This is a genomic window from Nostoc sp. PCC 7107, from assembly GCF_000316625.1.
Classification (GTDB): Bacteria; Cyanobacteriota; Cyanobacteriia; order Cyanobacteriales; family Nostocaceae; genus Nostoc_B.
On sequence record NC_019676.1, the window covers coordinates 1,734,356 to 1,755,110 of the forward strand.

The following is a 20,755-nucleotide window of genomic DNA, read 5'->3' on the forward strand; positions in this document are numbered from 1 at the left end:
GCCAATGGCTATAGGACTCAATGACTATGAGAATTAAGCAAATTTCCGTCAATGGCTTATTTGGAATTTTTGACCATGTAATTCCATTAAATATGGATGAACGAATTACCATTATTCATGGCCCAAATGGTTTTGGTAAAACAGCAATATTGAGAATTTTGAATAGTTTTTTAAAATCTAGAGATTCAGAATTACTCACTATTCCATATAAGAATTTTAGAATTGAATTTGATGATGATATTATTATTGACATAATACCAAACAATGTTGATAATGCAGAGGATTTCCCAGGGGAATTTAAAAGGTATAACATCCTTTTTAATTTGGATAAAAATTCCAAAATGGTTGATTTACAGCAAAAACCTGAAAGTCTAGAAGAATTGAAGAAGAATATCAATATTCGCCTGATAGAATCACAACGTTTGCTAAATTCTGTTCCTAAACGTTCTCGCAGACAATCTGCTGAAACACACTCAATGGTATCAACTGTATCGGCATATTCTGATGAACTTGCTCGACTGATGCAAAGGAAATTTAGGGAATACGCTACAATATCTGAATCTCTTGACAGAACATTTCCAATAAGAATAGTAAAACATAAGCCATCCGCAGATGTAAGCAATGAACAACTGCGTCATAAATTCAGCGAACTGGAAGCAACTCGTTCTCGTCTTGTAGCAGTTGGTCTTTTAGATAAAGATGAAAATTCAGAAGTTCAAATCCAGCCTCAAGATATAGATGAAAGCACTAAAAATGCTTTGTTGGTATATGTTGAAGATATGGAAAAAAAGCTGAGTGTTTTTGCAGAAATCGCCAGCAAAATTGAACTGTTAAAGAAAATTATTAATAATAAATTTGCTTATTCGTACAAAGAGATAAACTTTAGTAAAGAGAAAGGTTTTATTTTTACCACATTTTATAATTCATCATTATCTAATTCCAAAACTCTTTCAGCAATGGATTTATCATCAGGTGAGCAACATGAGTTAGTCCTTTTATACGAACTTCTATTTAAAGTGCAACCTAAATCTTTAGTATTAATTGATGAACCAGAATTATCACTTCATGTTGGTTGGCAAGTTCAATTTTTAAAAGATTTGCGAGAAATTACACAACTTGCAGATTTGGATATATTAATGGCGACACATTCACCAGATATTATTCAAGACAGATGGGATTTGACGGTTGAACTGAAAGGATTAGAAAAGTGAGAGAGTTTCTTTCAGTTGACCGATTTGCTAATAAAGTTAGATTACTCAGAGATACGTTTAAAGGTACTTTTTTATTGGTAGAAGGCAGTTCTGATAAAAATTTCTATGAGCGATTTATTGATAAATTAGCTTGTCAGGTAGTTATTATTTCAGGAAAACCATCTAGTAAACAATGTGTTATTAATACTTTAGAAATTTTAGAAAAATCAAATTTTCAGGGAGTTTTAGCAATTGTCGATGCAGATTTTGATCGGCTTAAAAGCTTAGTATCGAGTAGTCCCAATTTGCTTTACACCGATACCCATGACCTAGAAACTATGCTGATTCAATCACCAGCATTAGACAAGGTACTGGCTGAGTTTGGTTCTGAAGAAAAAATTGCCCAATTTAAGCGCGATGTCAGATTAACATTGTGTGAAATTGGCATTTCAGTAGGTTATTTGCTGTGGATATCTCAGTCTGATGGATTAAACCTCACTTTTGAGTGTATTACATTTAGCAAGTTCATTGATGAGCAAACCCTACAAATTAATGAACGGCAAATGATTCAAGAGGTTAAGAATAAGAGGCTATTTATAAAGTAAATCTAAAAGCGAAAAGAAAAGAGTTATGACAACGATAAGATACATTAAACGTAGTGTATTTACATAGTTAGGTATGGCGCGAAAGTCTTACCCCACAGACTTAACAGATATGGAGTGGGAAATCCTAGCCCCCTTGATTCCACCAGCGAAAGAAGGAGGACACCCGCGCACAACTGATATGCGGGAGGTATGCAACGCTATCTACTATCACCTGAAGACAGGATGCCAATGGAATATGCTTCCGGGAGACTTCCCGCCCAGCTCAACTGTATACAACTACTACCGCAAATGGCAGCGCAAAGGGGTATGGGAAAAATTAAACCATTCATTACGCGGTCAGGTTCGCTTAAAATTAGGTAAATCAACACAACCCAGCGCCCTCGCCGCAGACAGTCAGTCAGTTAAAACTGACCAAAAAAGGGGGATGTGTACGGTTTTGATGGCGGTAAAAAGGTAAAAGGGCGAAAGCGACAGACTTTGGTTGATAGCCTGGGATTATTGTTGAAAGTGGTTGTAAGTGAAGCAAATGCCCCAGAGCGAGTGCTTGCTGCCTATGCTTTGATGGAATTGTTAGAGGAGCGTCCTGAATTACTTGAGAAAGTTGAAGTTTTATGGGTTGATTCCGGTTATGACGGTGATAAGTTTGCTCTTTGTGTTTGGTTGATGATCCAAGCTCATGTTGAAGTCATACGGCGTACCGAGTCAGAATTTCAGGTTTTACCGAAACGTTGGGTAGTCGAAAGAACATTTGGGTGGTTTAACCAATATCATCGTCTCAGCAAAGATTATGAGCGCCTACCCGAAATGAGTGAAGCTGCTATATATGCTGTTATGACTCGGATTATGTTGCGTCGTCTTGTCGTCTAAAGATTTACTTTATAAATAGTCTCTAAATCTCAAGCCTACTCGTTAAAAGACGAAGAGTTGCAACGACGGATAAATAGTCAGAAAAACAACAACCATGATCCTTGGCAAGTATGCTGCGGTCATGATTTAGTAGAAATTCTGTCACTTGGTTTACGTAAGGCGCTTGGTACTAACAAAGCTGGTGATGTTGAACCAAACGCTCTTGAGCGTAGTTTACGACTGGCTTACGAAGCAGTCTACTTTTGCAAGACGCAACTCTACTTCAATATTCGCACCTGGGAAAGTCATAATCAGCCATTCAAGGTTTTGCGGAATGACATATAGCAGTTCTAAATAACTGAGAAAAAAATCCACTCACTCCTTATTCTCTATTTTTGAGCTACCGCCACATTCAAATAGATGTAGACATAACTGCTGGGAAAGTGCTTGACACACTTCGACTCCACGAACACTGTTACCACGCGCATCTAAGGGTGGCGAAAATACTCCTATACCCATTTGATTGGGTACAACTGCGAAAATTCCGCCACAAACGCCACTTTTAGCGGGAATACCAACTGTATACGCCCATTCGCCAGCAAAGTTGTACATTCCGCAGGTGTACATAACGCTGAGAATATCCTTTATATATTGATGGTCTACAGCTCGTTCGCCTGTGATGGGGTTAATTCCTTTGTTCGCCAATGTCGCCGCCATCACGGCTAAGTCGTGACAATTCACTATCACAGCACATTGTTTGAAATAAAGGTCTAATGCTTCTTCAATATTTTGGTCAATCATGCCAAAGTTCAGCATCAGGTGAGCCATTGCGCGGTTGCGATGTCCGGTGCTGCGTTCGGAAGTAAATACAGACATATCGACGAATACATCATGGCCAGTGTAGCGGCGAAACATTTTTAAGACGCGGTTGAGGCGTTCGGTTGCACCATCGCCTTTGATTAAGCTGGTGGTGGCGATCGCACCAGCATTTACCATTGGGTTATATGGTCGCTTCGATCGCTCATCTAAAATAATTGAGTTGAATGCTTCTCCAGTCGGTTCTACACCCACTCTTGTCAACACATAATCTCGCCCATGATCTTCTAGCGCTAGTCCGTAAGCAAAGACTTTAGACATTGACTGGATAGTAAATAGCTGCTGGTAATCTCCAACTTCGTAAACTTGACCATCTACAGTCACGATGCAAATGCTAAATAAATCTGGGTTTACCTTGGCTAATTCTGGAATATAGTTTGCGACTGCACCCTCTTGCAAAGACTTGTACTTAGAGTGCAAGTCTTGGAGAACAGATAACAATGATGATGAAACTATTTCTAAATCTACTGAATTTGCTTGTTTTGCCATGAAGCTGTTAGTTTATTTGAGAAAATCATAGATAATTAATTCTTTCAGGCAGTCGATTGTTATTGTAATTTTTGCTACATTGCTAAATTCATGAATATACGTCCACTGGTATTTTTTAATTTTTTCATTCTTATTTTTCTTTTAATTGTAAAAAATATTAGTTACAAAAGCACCTAATTTTTTCGCCCATGACTGCTAATATTACTGGTTTTTTAAATCACTTTTTACCAAACAAAAATCAGTATATTTCCTTGTAATTGGAAACTACATAACTTTTTTAGAACATCAATTATTGCTGTCAATCAAAAAAATATTTTGGCTATAAGCTTTACTATAAAGAGCTTTCAAGTAATTATAGGAACCATATAAATATAGCCTAATTCCGTGTTTACAACAGTTTTTCTCTTCAATATATTTAAAACTTATAGCCATGATTTCAAAAAACTATATGTTTCATAACATACAAATTTTTTACTGAAATCAACAGGTAAATCGAGTAAATTTTGCCAAAATATAATCTGAGAACCATGTAAAGTTTTAATAAGAAAAATGTTCGTAGCCGAAAAAAACGCTACACACCTAAAATCCGCATTTGAACAAGGTTTCACTCTTTTGATCGGGATTTAAATTTGCGAAATTGAGGTTTGGTTACGCTAAAACCCTGATCCCCAAGTCCAAAAGTTCGTGTTAGTCTGTTGCAGTTATGAAAAACAAAGTGAAAGCGGAACGAGTTCGATTTTAAGGAAAACTTTTGCTCTTTATATGGCATTAAATTCCGTTAATCAAAAAAACTACTGTTCTACAGTCGCTTGAAAATTGGACGCATGAACCAAAGACATTTGTGGACTACTGTCGCCTTGTTTGTGACTCTTACCGGGATACCCTCAATGGGTCGCACTCAAACTACAATTCAAACCGCCAAGGAAACTCATCCAGTTTCTCAAAAATCATCAAGTGGTGATGTGGTTAAAGTAGGTGAGTACCAATCCCCTACCGAGAAACAGAACTCGGATGCTGTGATTACAAGCATTCATTCTCACAGTATTGGAGGTCGTCAAGCGGCAACCCTGTACATCCGGAATATACCAGTACTCACTTTTGTGAGTTCTAAGCAAGTTGCGAGTGTTGAAACAAAACAAGGTGTTGTGGGAGAAATAGGGGGCGTGCAGTCGTACGCCCTTGTTGCTAACAACTCAACTAAAGTGGCAAGTACTGGCAATGTAGTAAATTCTGGAAACCAAGTCGGCTCATTAGAAAATGACCCTGTTCAACGAGCTAGTGTGATAGCAGCTAAAATCAACCAGCTGATTCAAGACAACGTTGATGCCAAACAGATTACGGTCAGTTGGAAAGATCAGAGCAAAACTGCTAATCAAGCCCAAGATAAAAGCTCTGCGGCACAGCCTAGCGATCGCTATACAATCAAAATCAAAGACCAAGAATTGGTGGAAATCAACGAAAATACCCGCCTAGCAGACACCACCAACAATCTGGCACAAGACGCATTACAAGCAACCAACCGCTTACGCAGACTCATTGGTAACGCATCTCCTATTGATAACATTGCCAACTTACCAGTGCGATCCCCATTGTCATTACCAAGACTGCCGCAGCAAATTGCCGTTGGTAATATCAGACTTACCTTTAGAGGCATGGCCTCCTTTTATGGCTATGATGGCTCAGGCAGTATGACTGCTAGTGGTCAAAGATTTAACCCTGAAGCTATGACTGCGGCACATCGCAGTTTACCCTTTGGGACAAAAGTTCGTGTCACCAATACCCGTAATGGTCGTTCTGTCGTAGTAAAGATTAATGACCGCGGCCCGTATATCCGGGGTCGAGTCATTGATTTATCTACTGCTGCGGCCCGCACTATCGGTATGATTGGTAGTGGTGTTGCGCCAGTACATATCGAAGTGTTGGGACGATAAGTTTTAGGTAATTTGCAGGATGTTCGGCATAACCAATTTTGGATTTTAGATTGCTAATTTATCAATCCAAAATCCAAAATTCAAAATCTAAAATTTCCCAGGCTGTTCGGCGTAGTGTTTTCCCTCAACGCGCTTGGCGCGAATTAATGACAAGGCTAAATCTCAAATACAATCCTTCTTCCTGCAAATTTACCTAATTTCTATATTCCCCTAGTTCTCGCATCTTTTCCCCAATTTCAGATATAAACTAACGGGGGAGGCTTAGAAGAACTAGGGGAATTTTGTGCGCCTGTTGACAACAGTCGCAGCTTTACGCTGCTATTTAAATAAACTTCGCTCGGAAAGCCAACTGACATTTCCAGAAGATCTGGTCGCAGATGAAATTAGCAGTTGGGATCGAACAGCCGTCGGCTTGGTACCGACAATGGGAGGCTTGCATCAAGGTCATTTAAACTTAATCAAACGTGCCAGGCAAGAAAACTCAACGGTGATTGTCAGTATTTTTGTCAATCCCTTGCAATTTGGCCCTAACGAAGATTATGCACGCTATCCGCGCACATTAGAGCAAGATCAGAAATTATGTGAAAATGCGGGAGTTGACGCGATTTTTGCTCCTACTCCGGAAGTGATGGGAGTACCCGCGAAAAATATACAAGAATCTTTGATTACTCAAGTCATACCACCATCTGCTATGATACTAGGTTTGTGTGGGCGTTCTCGGCTAGGTCACTTCCAGGGTGTAGCAACGATTGTGACGAAGCTTTTGAACTTAGTACAGCCTGACCGTGCCTACTTTGGTCAAAAAGATGGTCAGCAACTGGCGATTATTCAACGACTAGTGACTGATTTAAATTTGCCCGTAGAAATTGTAGCTTGTCCGACAGTCAGAGAAGCGTCAGGTTTAGCTTTTAGTTCTCGCAATCAATATTTGAGTGCGACCGAAAAAGAGCAAGCAGCGGTGTTATATCGAGGATTAAAAAAAGCCGAAGCTGCTTTTAAATCTGGTGTGCATAACAGCAATCAGTTAATAGCAGTGGTAAAACAAGAAGTGGCTGGGGTGAGTACTGTTTTAGTGGAATATATTGAATTGGTTGAACCGACTACGTTAATGTCATTAGAAACAATTGAGGAGGAAGGAATGCTGGCGATCGCAGCTCGTCTTGGTTCTACACGTTTGATTGATAATATCATCTTGCGCGATCGCCAACCCATCATCGCTATTGATGGGCCTGCTGGAGCCGGAAAATCTACGGTAGCACGCCAAGTAGCGGCAGAACTAGGGCTAGTTTATTTAGATACAGGTGCTATGTACCGAGCGATGACTTGGCTAGTAGTCCAAAAAGGCGTTGCTCTAGATGATGAATGTGCGATCGCTGAACTAGCGCATACCTGTAAAATTGAACTCACTCCTAGCCCAGATTTAAAATCTCCAGTGCGGGTTTGGATTGATGATGTTGATATTACCCAAGAAATTCGCACAGTTGAGGTAACATCTAAAGTATCAGCGATCTCCGCCCAAAGTGCTGTGCGTCAAGCCTTAGTTAAACAACAACAAAATTGGGGTAAAAAAGGTGGTTTAGTCGCCGAAGGACGGGACATTGGTAGTCACGTCTTCCCCGATGCTGAAGTAAAAATCTTTTTAACCGCCTCAGTTACTGAACGCGCTCGTCGTCGTCAGCAAGACTTTCAAAAACAAGGTCAACCTGAAGTTAGTTTAGAACAACTAGAACGGGACATCGCCGAACGCGACTGGAAAGATAGCACTCGTAAAGTTTCCCCCTTACAAAAAGCTGCGGATGCAGTGGAACTTCAAACTGATGGTATGAATATATCTGAAGTTGCGGCACAAATCATTAATTATTTCCATCAACGCTTATCTCAATTTTAATCAGAGAGATACGCTTTTAGTCTTTCTTTCTCTGAGTGGTGAGTAACTGAGTACCTACCCACCACTTGTAAATCAGATTTTTAATCAATTAAATTAGATTAGTAGATAACATTCTATAGACTGGAGAAATTTATTCATCTAGCTAAAGACTGACTAATAATATCTATGATGATTATGCCTTAAGGTAGAAGTATCTAAGGTTAAGAATTCGCTAACTAACTATTATCAACTCTGGCTGCAAAAACCAAAGTTCATTGCCAAAGCAGACCTCTTCTCATTCCCTCCTAGCTCAGGGGGGAATATCTTTCTGACTTATTAAGCAGGATAGAAGATTTAAGGGGTAATAATCTGCTAGGATAACCGAGGAAAATAAACCTCCTATTTAAAACGACTGAAACCCTTGCGAACAGCCAGTTATAAACTATAAATTAAGTTCAACACTAGTAATGACTAATCGCTAAAATACTTTGGTGATCAAATATTAGTTGTTTTTATTTAAAATTCTTCTGCCATCGGCATTTGACTTATAAAAAAAGTCTTTTGTTTTCATCATCACTTTGGTAGTAGAATGACGATGTTAAGTTTTATGTTTCCTTAATTCAAGGACATCAAAACGACTAAACACAAAACCTGTAATTTTCTAAGCTTCGGTAATAACTTTAGGCCGAGAAACAGTAAAGAGAGGATTTCATAAAATGACATTTACACAGCCCCCCTTACCCTTTGATTTTAATGCTCTAGAGGCGTATGGCATGAAAGGTGAGACTTTCGAGTATCACTATGGCAAGCATCACAAAGCTTATGTCGATAACCTCAACAAGCTAACTGAAAATACAGAACTTGCTGATAAGTCTCTAGAAGAAGTCATCCAAATCTCCTTTAAAGATTCCTCTAAAGCAGGTATCTTCAACAATGCGGCTCAAGTTTGGAACCACACCTTTTTTTGGAATAGCTTGAAGCCAGCAGGTGGCGGCGCACCCACTGGTGACGTTGCAGCCAGAATTGAAAAAGACTTTGGTAGCTTCGACAAATTTAAAGAAGAGTTCTCAAATGCTGCTGCTACTCAGTTTGGTAGTGGTTGGGCTTGGTTAATTGATGATGGTGGTACCCTGAAAGTAATTAAAACACCTAACGCCGAAAATCCCTTAGCCCACGGCAAAAAAGCATTGCTCACCCTTGATGTTTGGGAACACGCATATTACATCGACTTCCGCAATGCTCGTCCAGCATTCATCAAGAATTTCTTAGATCAGTTGGTTAACTGGGACTTCGTTGCAGAAAACCTGGCTAAAGCATAATATCTATTAGGCAGAAAGGAATCGCCAACTTCTGCCTAATTTCTCAAGTATAGATATTTAGTTGCTCTCCAAAATATTACCAACAGTCACGACTATCTATTCGTGGCTGTTTTTGCTTCAATTAAAAATCTTGTCAACACGGTAGTAGCGATCGCCGCTCTGAACTATCTTGAACATAGGGAGTCTGCTGTGAAGCCAGTCAATATTCTTTTTGCCTAAAAAAAACATAAAAATCAAAACATATATGGATAGCACACAACTAGCACAATACCTCGAAGCCACAGATAGCATCACCAAACCGTGGTTACTAGTACAACTACGCCTGAAAAAATTACAAGAACGCCGAGATACAATTTCTGAAGATACTTACGCTGATGAGTTAGCAGACATTCACCAAGATTTAATGAATTTGGGTGAATGGTGGCGAAGCATAGAAGATCAGGTCTTTTAATGAGGTAATATCAATAGTCTATTGACCAGAAATAGATGAAGGCTGAAGGATGTAGCCCCTTTGGGAAGCAGAAAATTTCATACTTCATACTTCAGACTTCACACTTCATACTTCAGTTTGACTAACTCTTATGGATTATCGGGATGCAGGGGTTGATGTTGAGGCTGGTAGAGCCTTTGTCGATCAAATTCGCAATTTGGTTCATAGCACCTTTAGGCCAGAAGTACTCGGCGGATTAGGTGGTTTTGGCGGTTGCTTTCAACTACCAACGGGTTACAAGGAACCTGTACTGGTTTCGGGAACAGATGGTGTAGGTACAAAGCTAAAAATTGCCCAAATTCTCAATCGTCACGATAGTGTGGGGATTGATTTAGTAGCCATGTGCGTCAATGACGTGCTGACATCTGGTGCAGAACCCCTGTTTTTTTTAGATTATGTCGCCACAGGTAAGTTAGATAAAGAGCAGTTAACACAGGTAGTCGCAGGGATAGCTACTGGCTGTAAATTAGCTGGTTGTGCCTTATTAGGCGGAGAAACGGCGGAAATGCCCGGTTTTTACCAAGTTGGAGAATATGACTTGGCTGGGTTTTGCGTGGGAATTGTCGAAAAAAGCCAGATGTTGGATAGTTCTCAGGTACAAGTGGGAGATGTAGCGATCGCACTTGCTAGTACTGGTGTACACAGTAATGGTATCAGCTTAGTCCGTAAGATTGTCAGTGATGGGGGTTTTGCTTGGAGCGACAGCCCAGATTTATTAGGTGGCGCAACTATTGGTGAAGCTTTTCTCCAACCCACCCGCATTTATGTCAAACCAGTTCTCGCAGCCCGTCAAGCTGGTATAGAAATTCATGGAATGGCGCATATTACAGGTGGCGGTTTACCAGAAAATTTACCCAGATGTTTAGGTAAAAATCAAAGTATTAGAATTAACCCTAAAAGTTGGCAAATTCCTGCAACATTTCAATGGTTAGCAGAAGTCGGTGCAGTGAGCGACGAAGCAATGTTTAATACATTCAATATGGGGATTGGATTTGTGCTGTTAATACCGTCACAGCAAGTAGAACAAACAATTTCCTTTTTTGCATCACAAAATATTCCCGCCTTTGCAATTGGTGAGGTAATTTCTGGTGCAGGTACACTGGAGGGATTATTTAGTTAAACGTAGGGTGTAGGGAATAGGGAAGAGAGGTTTTTTTACTTGTGGTATAGTTAAATATTCTGAGTTAGTAACTGAAAAAAATTTCTGATTTGTTGAATTAACAATACTATTACCTATTCCCTAGAAGCTCATGCCAAAAATTTGTATCAGTATTTACTTGAATATTTGAGAAAAATTTTTGACTTGCGCTTATTAAAGCAATCGAAAATACTCATGGCCATTATCATTGAGATTTGCTAACGTAGTCTTAACATATTGAAAAATTTAGCTGAGTAAGCTAATTAAATACCTACTAGCACCGATGATACGTGCTGGTTCTTTCTTATCTATAGGTGTGGCGTTTTGGTGTGTGAATAACTGCGTATATTTGTGCAGAGGGTATTATGGTTATGAATTGTACGCGGACATCGACTTCTTGCGAACTTTTAAAACAAGTATTCCAGAAGATTGATGCCCAAAGCTGTCCGAAAGTATTTAATTTTCACATGCACACCGTCCATTCAGACGGTAGGTTACAGCCTAGTGCATTGATGGAACAAGCGATCGCTATTGGCTTAGAAGGATTAGCAATCACTGACCATCATAATATTGGTGGCTATTTAGCAGCGCAAGCTTGGTTAGAAGACTGGAAGTGGAAAAATCCTCACAGTAACATTCCTTATTTATGGAGTGGTACAGAAATCAATGCTAACCTCTTGGATAATGAGGTTCACATTTTGGCTTACGCCTTTGAGGCAAATCACTCTAGTATTAAACCTTACTTGCAAAAAAGCGCTGTCACAGGTAGAGAATATCAAGCAGTTAACGTGATTGCGGCTATTCATGAAGCTGGTGGACTAGCAGTTTTGGCGCATCCCGCGCGTTACAGGCGATCGCATTTTGATTTAATTGCGGCTGCGGCTGAACAGGGTATTGATGGTGTGGAAACTTTCTACGCTTATAATAACCCCAGTCCTTGGAAACCAAGTCCAACAGAATCACAGCAAGTACAACAGTTGGCTAGTGAATATGGCTTGTTCAATACCTGTGGTACTGATACTCATGGTTTAAATTTGCTCCAGCGATTGTAAAATGTATATTTAATTTTGTTCACTACTCCTGGTTCAAGCAGCCAGGGGGTTACTCCACAACAAAATTTGCCAGGCAAGCCTCTACATTTGTGCTTAATTTTAACTAATACAATGCACTAAATTAATCCGGTTATGTCAATACATATACTCAATAGCTTCAGATCCCCGACTTTTTAGAAAAGTCGGGGATCTTGTTGTATAGAGACTGTAGCAACACATACATTATTTTAACTCCATTACAATATATAGTTCGAGAAAACATACATCTACATATTTAGAAAACATCTATCCTAAGATACAATTAATTTCATTTAATCAATGAAAATTCTTGGAAAGCCCCAACTATCAATCACCAGATTTCTCATTGTTCTGAGGTAAAAAATTCTTTGTATGACTACAGTGAATTTACATAGCAAATCAGTCTTAAGTATTGCATAAGTCTGAGAAATTCTGACTCACTACGTACTAGTCCCATAGTTTTTCCTCAACACAATCACCACTTCCGAATCAGAAGCTAAAGGATGAGACACTGGATCGCAAAATTAGCAATCTGTACAATATTGCTATACATTTTTTTTCTAAATAATAGTTGGGCAAGTGCAAATCAACTGACAGAACCTGATGTTCAGCAGTTAAACCCAATCCCGGTAGTGGAAAACTTAGCAGTTGCTAATAATTTTGGAGAGGCTAAAAAAGAGGAATTGCGGCGATTTCGTGAAATAGTCAAAGAGGTAATTAAACAAGAAGGACTATTCACACTTTATAGTAACGAAGAATCTGGCAAAGTTTATTTAGAAATAAAACCAGAACAGCTAAATAAAAGTTATCTTGCTACAGTTACTTTAGAATCTGGTTTGGGTGAAAATGGGATTTATAGCGGATTACCTTTAGCCGATTTTCTCTTCTATTTTCGCCGTGTAAATAACAATTTGCATTTTGTGATTCAGAACGTCAAATTTCGGATAAAACCAGGGGAAGCAGAAGCGCGATCGCTGGCTCGTTCATTTAGTGATTCGGTGCTTTATGCTGTAGGGATAGATAGTATTGATCCACGTAGTAAAAATATTCTTATTAACCTAGAAGAACTGCTAATGCAGGATTTTTCGGGGTTAACTCCTTTATTAAAATACTCATTACAGGCAGATTACCGCTTAGAAAGTAGTAAATCTTATTTTGGCAATGTTAACAGCTTTCCGCAAAACGTAGAGATTGATGCAAATTATGGTTTCTCTTCACCAGAAGGCGCAAATCTCATTACATTACCTGATAGTCGCGCCCTTAGCCTGAAGGTGCATTATAGTTTTTCACAATTGCAAGAAAGCAACGGTTATATTCCCAGAATTGCTGATGACAGAGTAGGATATTTTATTACTGCTTTTCAAGATTTTTCTAAAGATAATATACAAGAACCATTTGTCCGTTATATTAATCGTTGGCATTTAGAACCATCGGAACCTAACGCCCCTTTATCGCCACCGAAACAGCCGATTGTGTTTTGGATTGAAAATGCTGTGCCACCTGAATACAGAGAAGCTATGCGGGAAGGTGTTTTGATGTGGAATCAAGCATTTGCCAAAGCCGGATTTCAAAATGCCATTGAAGTGCGACAAATGCCCGATGATGCTGATTGGCATCCCGCAGATGTGCGCTACAACACTATTCGCTGGTTCAATTCTTTAGATGCTGGTTTTGCTAGAGCGCCAATGCGGGTTAACCCACTGACTGGCGAAATCTTAGACGCAGATATTATTGTTGATGCCAATATGGTGCGCTCAATTCAGCAAGAATATCATGCGCTGATTGAAGCTTCATCAATGTGTCAGGAGGCAGGAGTTGAGAGGCAGGGGGCAGGAAGTTTTTTACCCTACACCCATTTACAAGCCATATCTAGTTCTGATACTTGTTACGGCGCAGAATCTACAGAGCAAGTTGCGATGGGGGCTTTAGCATTATCACTGCTGCAAAATACTAAACCCAATAGTGAAACGATGAAGGAGTATGTGCATCAATATTTGCGTTCTGTAATTGCCCACGAAGTTGGACATACTCTCGGTTTGCGGCACAATTTTCATGGCAGCACGATGTTAGCGCCGCAAGAATTAAATAACACTGAAATCACCCATACCAAAGGTTTAGCGGGTTCGGTGATGGATTATTTACCTGTGAATATTGCACCCCAAGGAGTGCCGCAAGGTGAGTATTTTCCTAGTGTTATTGGCCCTTATGATGAATGGGCAATTGAATATGGTTACAAAAAAAATCCTGATGTAGCCGGTGAGGGAGTCACGCCGGAAGCAGAAAAAAGCTTTTTAGAAGAAATTGCTTTAGCATCGCCGCAACCAGAATTATCTTATGCAACTGATGAAGATACCCACGACATCAACCCGTTAGCAAATCTCTGGGATATGAGTAGCGATGTTCTGGTATATTCCCAATGGCAAATGGATAACGCCCGCGTGATGTGGCAACGTTTGGATGAGGATTATTTACCCAAGGGAGAAAGCTATAGTAGCTTACGCAGTTTATTTAATAGAGTGCTGAGATACTATTTTCGCAATGCCAGCTTACTTTCTCAATATATTGGTGGGCAATCATTTCAGCGGCTTCATGTTGGTGATGATAATTCTTGGGCTTTTGTACCGGTTTCACTATTGCAACAACGTCAAGCATTAGTAAAGCTGCAAGAATATGTTTTTGCTGAAGATGCTTTTAGTTTCTCACCACAATTGCTAAATCAACTTGCACCGTCGCGCTGGCAACATTGGGGTAGTCCGATACTGCACAGCCGTCTTGATTATCCCATTCACGATCGCATTCTCTCTTTCCAAAGTGCCATATTACGATCGCTGTTAGATAGCGATCGCTTAAATCGTCTGCGAGATGTAGAATTAAAAACTCAGCCTGGGCAAGCACTTTCTCTGCCAGAGTTATTTGACACCTTGCAAACAGGCATTTGGACAGAAGTTTTCACCCCAGCACAACCAACATCAATTTCTAGTATTCGCCGTTCCCTGCAACGAGAACATCTCAATATTTTGCTAGAGATGGTGTTGAATACTAATGATCAACTAGAAGAGGGGCGAACACTAGCTTGGTACGAATTGCGGCAGTTGCAAACAGCAATTAACACCAAGCTGCAACAATTCGGCACAGCATTAGATGTTTACACAATAGCTCATTTAGAATTTGCTGGCGATCGCATTACGAAGGCGTTAAACGCGCAGTTGGTTTCTCGGTAGAAGGCAGGGGGCAGAGGGCAGGAGGCAGGAGGAAGAAAGTCTTTTCCCTACGCCCCATTCTCTACTCGCTACTCAGCACTTTTTCACTCAATTTCGCTTGAATATCCGCCCACTTCACCCCAGCTAGGCTAGGTAATACAACATCTGCTGCACCAACCCGTTCAACTGGCCCTAGTCCTACTGTCCACATATCCCCGGCTAAAGCTGCTTCCACTCCGGCTGCGGCATCTTCGACGACTACACATTGTTTTGGTTGCAGTCCGAGTTCTTTGGCGGCGTATAAAAATAAATCTGGTGCAGGTTTGGGTTTTTGCACACTGTAACCATCAGCGATCGCATCTACTTTATCAGCAATCCCCAATAACTCAACTACAGTATGAGCATTTTTGCTGGCTGAACCAATAGCTGTTTTAATTCCTGCTTGGCGTAATTCATCCAAAAGTGCGATCGCGCCTGGTAATAAATCTTTCGGTGTGACATGATGAATCAGTTCTACATAGTAGCCATTTTTACGCTCCATCATTTCTTGGATTTGCGCTTCGGAATATTTGCGATCGCCAATAATTAACATTAAAGATTCCCGCCGAGATACACCCCGCAAGGCTTCATTAGCTGCACGGCTAAAAGGAATACCTTCTTCATCAGCTAACCTTTGCCAAGCTTGATAATGGTATTCGGCTGTATCTGTTAGTACACCATCAAGGTCAAAAATTACTCCGCGAATATCGGTCATTCTCTCTTGTCCCCCTTGTGGTTGCAAATCAAATTCATGCCATTCCCCGCGCCAGTGGAGTTTAAATTTCAGTCGCGTCCAGTGAGAAGGTAGATGCGGGTTGGCGACGGGGCCATTTTCTGTTAACTGAATTCCACCAAAGCCAAAAACTACTGCTTGCCATACACCGCCAGCACTCGCGCCATGAATTCCGTCGTTGGTGTTCCCTCGGCTGTCTTCTAAATCAACCATTGCGGCTTGCATAAAGCGTTTGTAGGCTCTAACCGATTCCCCCACATCGGAGGCTAGAATAGAGTGAATTGCTGGGCCGAGAGACGAACCGTAAGTAATATCGGTGCGTGGTGCGTAATAGTCCCAATTTGCTTGTAAGGATTTGGGGTTATAGGGAAAATCCGCCGATTCCCGCATTAAATACAGCAGCATCAATACATCTGGCTGCTTTAAAACTTGCCGCTTGTTACCTTCTTCAATCCCTAAAATTGCTTGGATGGAACGCTGACGGGGTTCGTATTCGTCTAAGTTAATGTCTTGGAGTTGGAAAAATCCCTCAAACTGCTCAATTAATCCGGTTTCGGGGTCGTAGGGAATCCAGATTTTAGCAATGATATCTTGCCAATGCGATCGCACTTCGGCTGTCAGTTGCAGTTGTTTTGCTAATTCTGCCGCCAGTTCGGGGAAATTTTGCCGCAGCCAATCATCAATAAATATTGCTTTTTCTAAATGCCATTGCACCATCCGGTTGGTGAAGGTGTTATTGTGAACCAATTCGTGATACTCGTCGGCTCCAATCACTGCGCGAATTTCGTAGCGTTGTTGTTCTGAATTATACTCAACTCGGCTTCCCCAAAAGATTGCTGTATCTAAAACAATCTCTGCACCGTAGTCTCGCAGCCACTCATCATCACCCGTGGCTAACCAGTAATACCAAACAGCGTAGGCAATATCTGCACTAATATGAATTTCGCGATCGCGGCACCAAATACGTACATCTTCACCATAAAAATCATTGGGAAGCGACCATCTTGGTGTAACTTCATCGCCAGTATCAGCGCTTTCCCAGGCGTACATTGCGCCTTTGTAGCCAGAATGCAAGGCTTTGCGTCTAGCTCCTGGTAAAGTGTGATAGCGGTAAGTTAGTAAGTTACGTGCGATCGCTGGTTGGGTAAATGTAAAAAATGGCAGAATAAAAATTTCTGTATCCCAAAAAACATGGCCGCGATAGCCAAACCCAGAAAGAGTTTTGGCGGGAATACTCACTTTATCGTCATAGCGAGGCGCAGCAATTAACAGTTGAAAAATATTGTAGCGAATAGCAAAAGCCGCTGTATTATCGCCTTCTAGCAAAATATCACTCTGCTGCCAAACTGCATCCCAAGCTTGCGTATGTGTATTGCGTAGGGTTTCGTAGTCGGAAATTTCAGCCAGTTTTTCCTGTGCTGCTTTGATTGGTGTCTCAATTTCCCGTGAAGTAAACACTGTAACGAATTTTTCTACTGTCACAGTTTGCTGTGATTTGGTGAGAAAGGTTGCATTTAAGGAAGGATAACCAGGCGCAGTATTAACTTGGATGGATGATTCCGTCCCTAATACGGTCATCTTAGCTGCCATACCAATCGTAATTCGAGAACCACGAGTCCGACTCTGAAACCAAATACCATGTTCAGTTTTACCTTGGTCTAAATCTACCCAATGGTTGAATCCTTGATTTTCAGGATAACCATTGATGCTACCTTGCACTTCAATCAATCCGTCAAAATCTAACGGCGTTAACTCACAGCGTTGACACAAAATATGCTGATCTGCCAAACTAGCAAAACGTTGAAAGCGAATATCTATAGTTTTCCCAGTGGGAGTGCGCCAACGTAAAGAACGGTTAAGGAGACCGTGGCGCACATCTAGCACTCGCTCATAATGGGTAATTTCGCCTTCGTTGAGACGGAAGCGATCGCCATCAATAGTTACTACCATTGGTAGCCAATCGGGACAGTTAGCGAGTTCTGTATACACCACAGGGACATCATCATAGACACCGTGGATAAAAGTTGCTGGTAATTCACGCGGATAGTCTCTTTCAAAACTACCGCGTGTGCCTAAATAGCCGTTGCCAATTGTGAAAATAGTTTCTCTAGAATGTATCTGATCGGGGTCAAACTGGGTTTCAGTTAACGTCCAGTCTGTATAGATAAAATTATCAGTAATACTTTTTGTATTCATTGTTAAGCTAAATTCCAAATGCGAGGTTTAGTTTTGGATTTAGATAGTTAAAAAATTGGTTACTTTTATTTAATGTATATGTTGTTCTAAAATCTTTTCTGCTCTCGGTTTAAAGATGAGATGAAACAAGCTTTCCATATAGCGATCGCGTGCTTCGTTATTTTCTGGCGAGACAAAGTTCCAGAAGCTAAACATTTTCGCCATTAATAATAATTGACTGGTGTGTGATGACCAATTATATTTATTAATAATTCGCTGGCTCATCCATTCCGAAACTTCCTGCCAATGTTGGGGATGATTTTCACATTCATCCAGGAAGCTGATAATTTTCTGTGCTGTACCTCCTAAATCAGTGGGGTTAATAATAAAGCCATCTTCTTGATTTTCAATAATTTCTAAAGCACCACCAAACTGAGTCGCAAAAGTTGGTAAACCAGAAATCATCGCTTCTAAAATGCTTCTACCAAAAGACTCAAACCGCGCAAAATGCACATAAATTCCTTGGCGATCGGCTATTACACGATAGGCTTCGCCTATATCAACGCCAGTCAGACGCATTCCCACCCAGCGAAGATGATTGTGGAGATGATGCTGATTAATAATGTCATGCAGCCGTTGAATTTCTGCCGCTTCTTCTAAATTAGCCGCTTCTTCTGGATGCAATTTACTTGTTAAGATAATTAAATTACATCGCTTTTGTAATTCTTCACTTTGAGCAAAACATTCGACTAATCCAGTCAAGTTTTTAATCGATGATAGAGTAGCTACAGCAAATATAGGTTGTTTATTAGGTTCATCCAAAACGCCTACAATTTGCAAATCTTGACGGTTAAATATTAAGTCTTCAACCTGTTTGCTTTGATGAAAATTCCTATTTTCTTTTTGGGTGTAGGGAAAGAAGATTTTTTGATTGACTCCCGGCGGTACTAAGTTAAATTTAGGACTGAATAAGTCAATTCCATCAACTACATGATATAGTTCAGGCATTGTAAAACATTTATATGATTCATATTGTCCCATCCCGTCAGGTGTACCGACAATTTCTTGATAGGATGAGGTAATAATAAAATCAGCGGCGTTCATACTAATTAAATCAGCCGTAAATTGTGCAGAAAAATGATATTGGTCTTCTAGGTTATGCCAATATAAATTACTAAAGAGATATTTGGGCTTTTCTAAAGAATGAGCAATATTGCATTGAGTAACTTTGAGACGGTGAGATAAAAGTGACGCAACTAAATTACCATCACTATAATTACCAATAATTAAATTGGGACGACCTTTAAATACAGCGATTAGTTCTTTTTCTGCATCATTGGTAAAACTTTCCAAATAAGGCCAAATCTCAAATTTAGAAATCCAATTGTTAGTAATCTCTGGATTAAACTCAGCGAAAGGAACGCGTAAAATCCAAGCATTTTCTGTATCTTCGACTTTTTCTAGCTTGAGTCCGCAAGATGTACCTTCACAGTTGGGAATCAGTCGAGTCAGAATGATTACATGGGGTTGAATACCTAATATGTCAAGTCCCGCGAGTGCGATTTCCTCGTGGAGTTTATTTTCTAAGCTGCGTGCTTGTTCCAGAACATAGATCACTTGACCTAATGTTTCATCGCGTCCCATGACATCTTGTTGTCCTACCCAACCGTGAATAGAAATCAAGACGACGCGAAAAACCACAGGAACACGCGCCACAAATGCTTCTAAAATGGCAGGTTGGGGGGTATCAATCAGCCGATCAAGTAATGATAGCGTCTCACTGACTCGCGCTGCTGTATTTCCCCACCCTGGTTCTAAACCGAGGTCTTGGAGGTGAAAGTGAAATTTCTCGTAGGGTTCTTTGGCTGGTCTGTCACTGAGAAACTTGATTGCTTGCTTGATTTGTTGAGCGAATTGTAGACCTGAAGAAATGCGATCGCCAATTAACAACCGTCTCCCATCATATTGCACTCGCCGCAAGGCTTGAAACAATACCTCTAACCAATGTTGTGGATCATTTACCAATTGATCGCACAGGTAATGATTGAGAAAAGCTAGACCTTGACCAATATTTCTAGGGTCATCGACGGAGGGGGAATCTTCGTAAAATGGTGCGAGGTCAATTTCCAGGATATGGGGCTGGTAGTGATTCACCAAGCGATCGCTTTCATCTAAATAAGCCTGGGGTGACATCAATTCACACTGACTCAAGTCACCATTCAACCGCCAGACTTCTTGACTAGCAATTTTGGGTCGAATCACAAACCAAACATTGCCCTCTGACAAAATTATTTCATGGGTATAGTGAATCAGTTTCCCAATCGAAGAAGAGTAGTAAAAATAAGCAGGCTTTTGGGAGTTATGACAATAATCTGCAAACACTTGCAGAATTTCATTTCTCAGGAAGTATTGTTTACCTGAATTAGTTAATGAAAAAATTAATTCTTGTAAAACAGATTTTTCGTCACTGTTCAGCACAGCTTGTAGCAGTTCATTCATAACGAATTCCACCACTCTATTAGGTCACAACCTCATTTTTGCTCCTCAACAATGGCAATTTTTTTGTAGGGTGTTAGAGGTATATTTCCCTTTTTACATCTCTTATGCTAGATGAGTATTGCATCTTTTGTCTTCTAGCTCTGGTATGAATTATTCAACCCAAACTCAAGCCTTAAGTAATAAAACTTGTTTGTTAACTAAATTAGGCAGAAAAACCAAAACAAAAGACTGCGCTAATAATTACCTACCCAATTTGGTATTGTCTCTCAGAAAAAATGCCATTTTGGC

14 protein-coding genes are annotated in these 20,755 nt (G+C 40.3%); 11 read left to right on the forward strand and 3 right to left on the reverse strand.

The genetic code is table 11. The features are described from left to right. Positions 1 to 26 precede the first annotated feature (26 nt). From NOS7107_RS07455 to NOS7107_RS27690, 4 genes are all read left to right on the forward strand, one after another. The gene (locus NOS7107_RS07455) at positions 27 to 1,211 is read left to right on the forward strand and encodes an AAA family ATPase (RefSeq protein WP_015112370.1); all 1,185 of its coding nucleotides are present in this window, start codon (positions 27 to 29) and stop codon (positions 1,209 to 1,211) included. Then, positions 1,208 to 1,795, forward strand: a complete 588-nt coding sequence (locus NOS7107_RS07460; protein ID WP_083889683.1) for a DUF4435 domain-containing protein — start codon at positions 1,208 to 1,210, stop codon at positions 1,793 to 1,795. The genes NOS7107_RS07455 and NOS7107_RS07460 overlap by 4 nt, the downstream gene beginning before the upstream one ends. A 73-nt stretch (positions 1,796 to 1,868) precedes the next feature. Further along, positions 1,869 to 2,662 (forward strand): IS5 family transposase gene (locus NOS7107_RS27685; protein ID WP_085999800.1). Its coding sequence is split into 2 segments (ribosomal slippage): positions 1,869 to 2,208 and positions 2,208 to 2,662, totalling 795 coding nucleotides; the frame shifts between segments, so codons are not numbered across the junction. A gap of 57 nt (positions 2,663 to 2,719) precedes the next feature. Next, a complete protein-coding gene (locus NOS7107_RS27690) occupies positions 2,720 to 2,986 on the forward strand; it encodes a hypothetical protein (RefSeq protein ID WP_216594398.1) in 267 nt (88 codons plus the stop codon). A gap of 30 nt (positions 2,987 to 3,016) precedes the next feature. Here the strand turns inward: NOS7107_RS27690 and glsA are convergent, their stop codons facing one another. Further along, positions 3,017 to 4,006 (reverse strand): glutaminase A, encoded by a 990-nt coding sequence (gene glsA, locus NOS7107_RS07475; protein WP_015112371.1) that lies wholly within the window; start codon positions 4,004 to 4,006, stop codon positions 3,017 to 3,019. 824 nt (positions 4,007 to 4,830) lie between these two features. Here glsA and NOS7107_RS07480 point away from each other — a divergent pair. From NOS7107_RS07480 to NOS7107_RS07510, 7 genes are all read left to right on the forward strand, one after another. Beyond that, complete coding sequence (locus NOS7107_RS07480) at positions 4,831 to 5,937, forward strand: septal ring lytic transglycosylase RlpA family protein (protein ID WP_015112372.1); 1,107 nt, start codon at positions 4,831 to 4,833, stop codon at positions 5,935 to 5,937. A gap of 283 nt (positions 5,938 to 6,220) precedes the next feature. Further along, entirely contained in the window at positions 6,221 to 7,825 is a 1,605-nt protein-coding gene (locus tag NOS7107_RS07485; protein ID WP_015112373.1) for a bifunctional pantoate--beta-alanine ligase/(d)CMP kinase, read from the forward strand. Between the two features lie 695 nt (positions 7,826 to 8,520). Beyond that, positions 8,521 to 9,123 carry a superoxide dismutase gene (locus tag NOS7107_RS07490; RefSeq protein ID WP_015112374.1) on the forward strand — a complete coding sequence of 201 codons (603 nt, stop codon included), beginning with the start codon at positions 8,521 to 8,523 and terminating at the stop codon, positions 9,121 to 9,123. A gap of 244 nt (positions 9,124 to 9,367) precedes the next feature. Continuing rightward, complete coding sequence (locus tag NOS7107_RS07495) at positions 9,368 to 9,574, forward strand: hypothetical protein (RefSeq protein ID WP_015112375.1); 207 nt, start codon at positions 9,368 to 9,370, stop codon at positions 9,572 to 9,574. Positions 9,575 to 9,704: 130 nt separating this feature from the next. Then, positions 9,705 to 10,733, forward strand: coding sequence for a phosphoribosylformylglycinamidine cyclo-ligase (gene purM / locus NOS7107_RS07500; RefSeq protein WP_015112376.1), 1,029 nt, complete (start codon positions 9,705 to 9,707; stop codon positions 10,731 to 10,733). A gap of 383 nt (positions 10,734 to 11,116) precedes the next feature. Continuing rightward, a complete protein-coding gene (locus NOS7107_RS07505) occupies positions 11,117 to 11,803 on the forward strand; it encodes a PHP domain-containing protein (protein WP_015112377.1) in 687 nt (228 codons plus the stop codon). A gap of 521 nt (positions 11,804 to 12,324) precedes the next feature. Then, positions 12,325 to 15,042 (forward strand): zinc-dependent metalloprotease, encoded by a 2,718-nt coding sequence (locus NOS7107_RS07510; RefSeq protein ID WP_015112378.1) that lies wholly within the window; start codon positions 12,325 to 12,327, stop codon positions 15,040 to 15,042. A 61-nt stretch (positions 15,043 to 15,103) separates the two neighbouring features. Here the strand turns inward: NOS7107_RS07510 and pgmB are convergent, their stop codons facing one another. Together pgmB and NOS7107_RS07520 are read right to left on the reverse strand one after the other, a co-directional pair. Continuing rightward, positions 15,104 to 17,989, reverse strand: coding sequence for a beta-phosphoglucomutase (pgmB, locus tag NOS7107_RS07515; RefSeq protein WP_015112379.1), 2,886 nt, complete (start codon positions 17,987 to 17,989; stop codon positions 15,104 to 15,106). A gap of 69 nt (positions 17,990 to 18,058) precedes the next feature. After that, positions 18,059 to 20,467, reverse strand: a complete 2,409-nt coding sequence (locus tag NOS7107_RS07520; RefSeq protein WP_015112380.1) for a sucrose synthase — start codon at positions 20,465 to 20,467, stop codon at positions 18,059 to 18,061. Positions 20,468 to 20,755 lie beyond the last annotated feature (288 nt).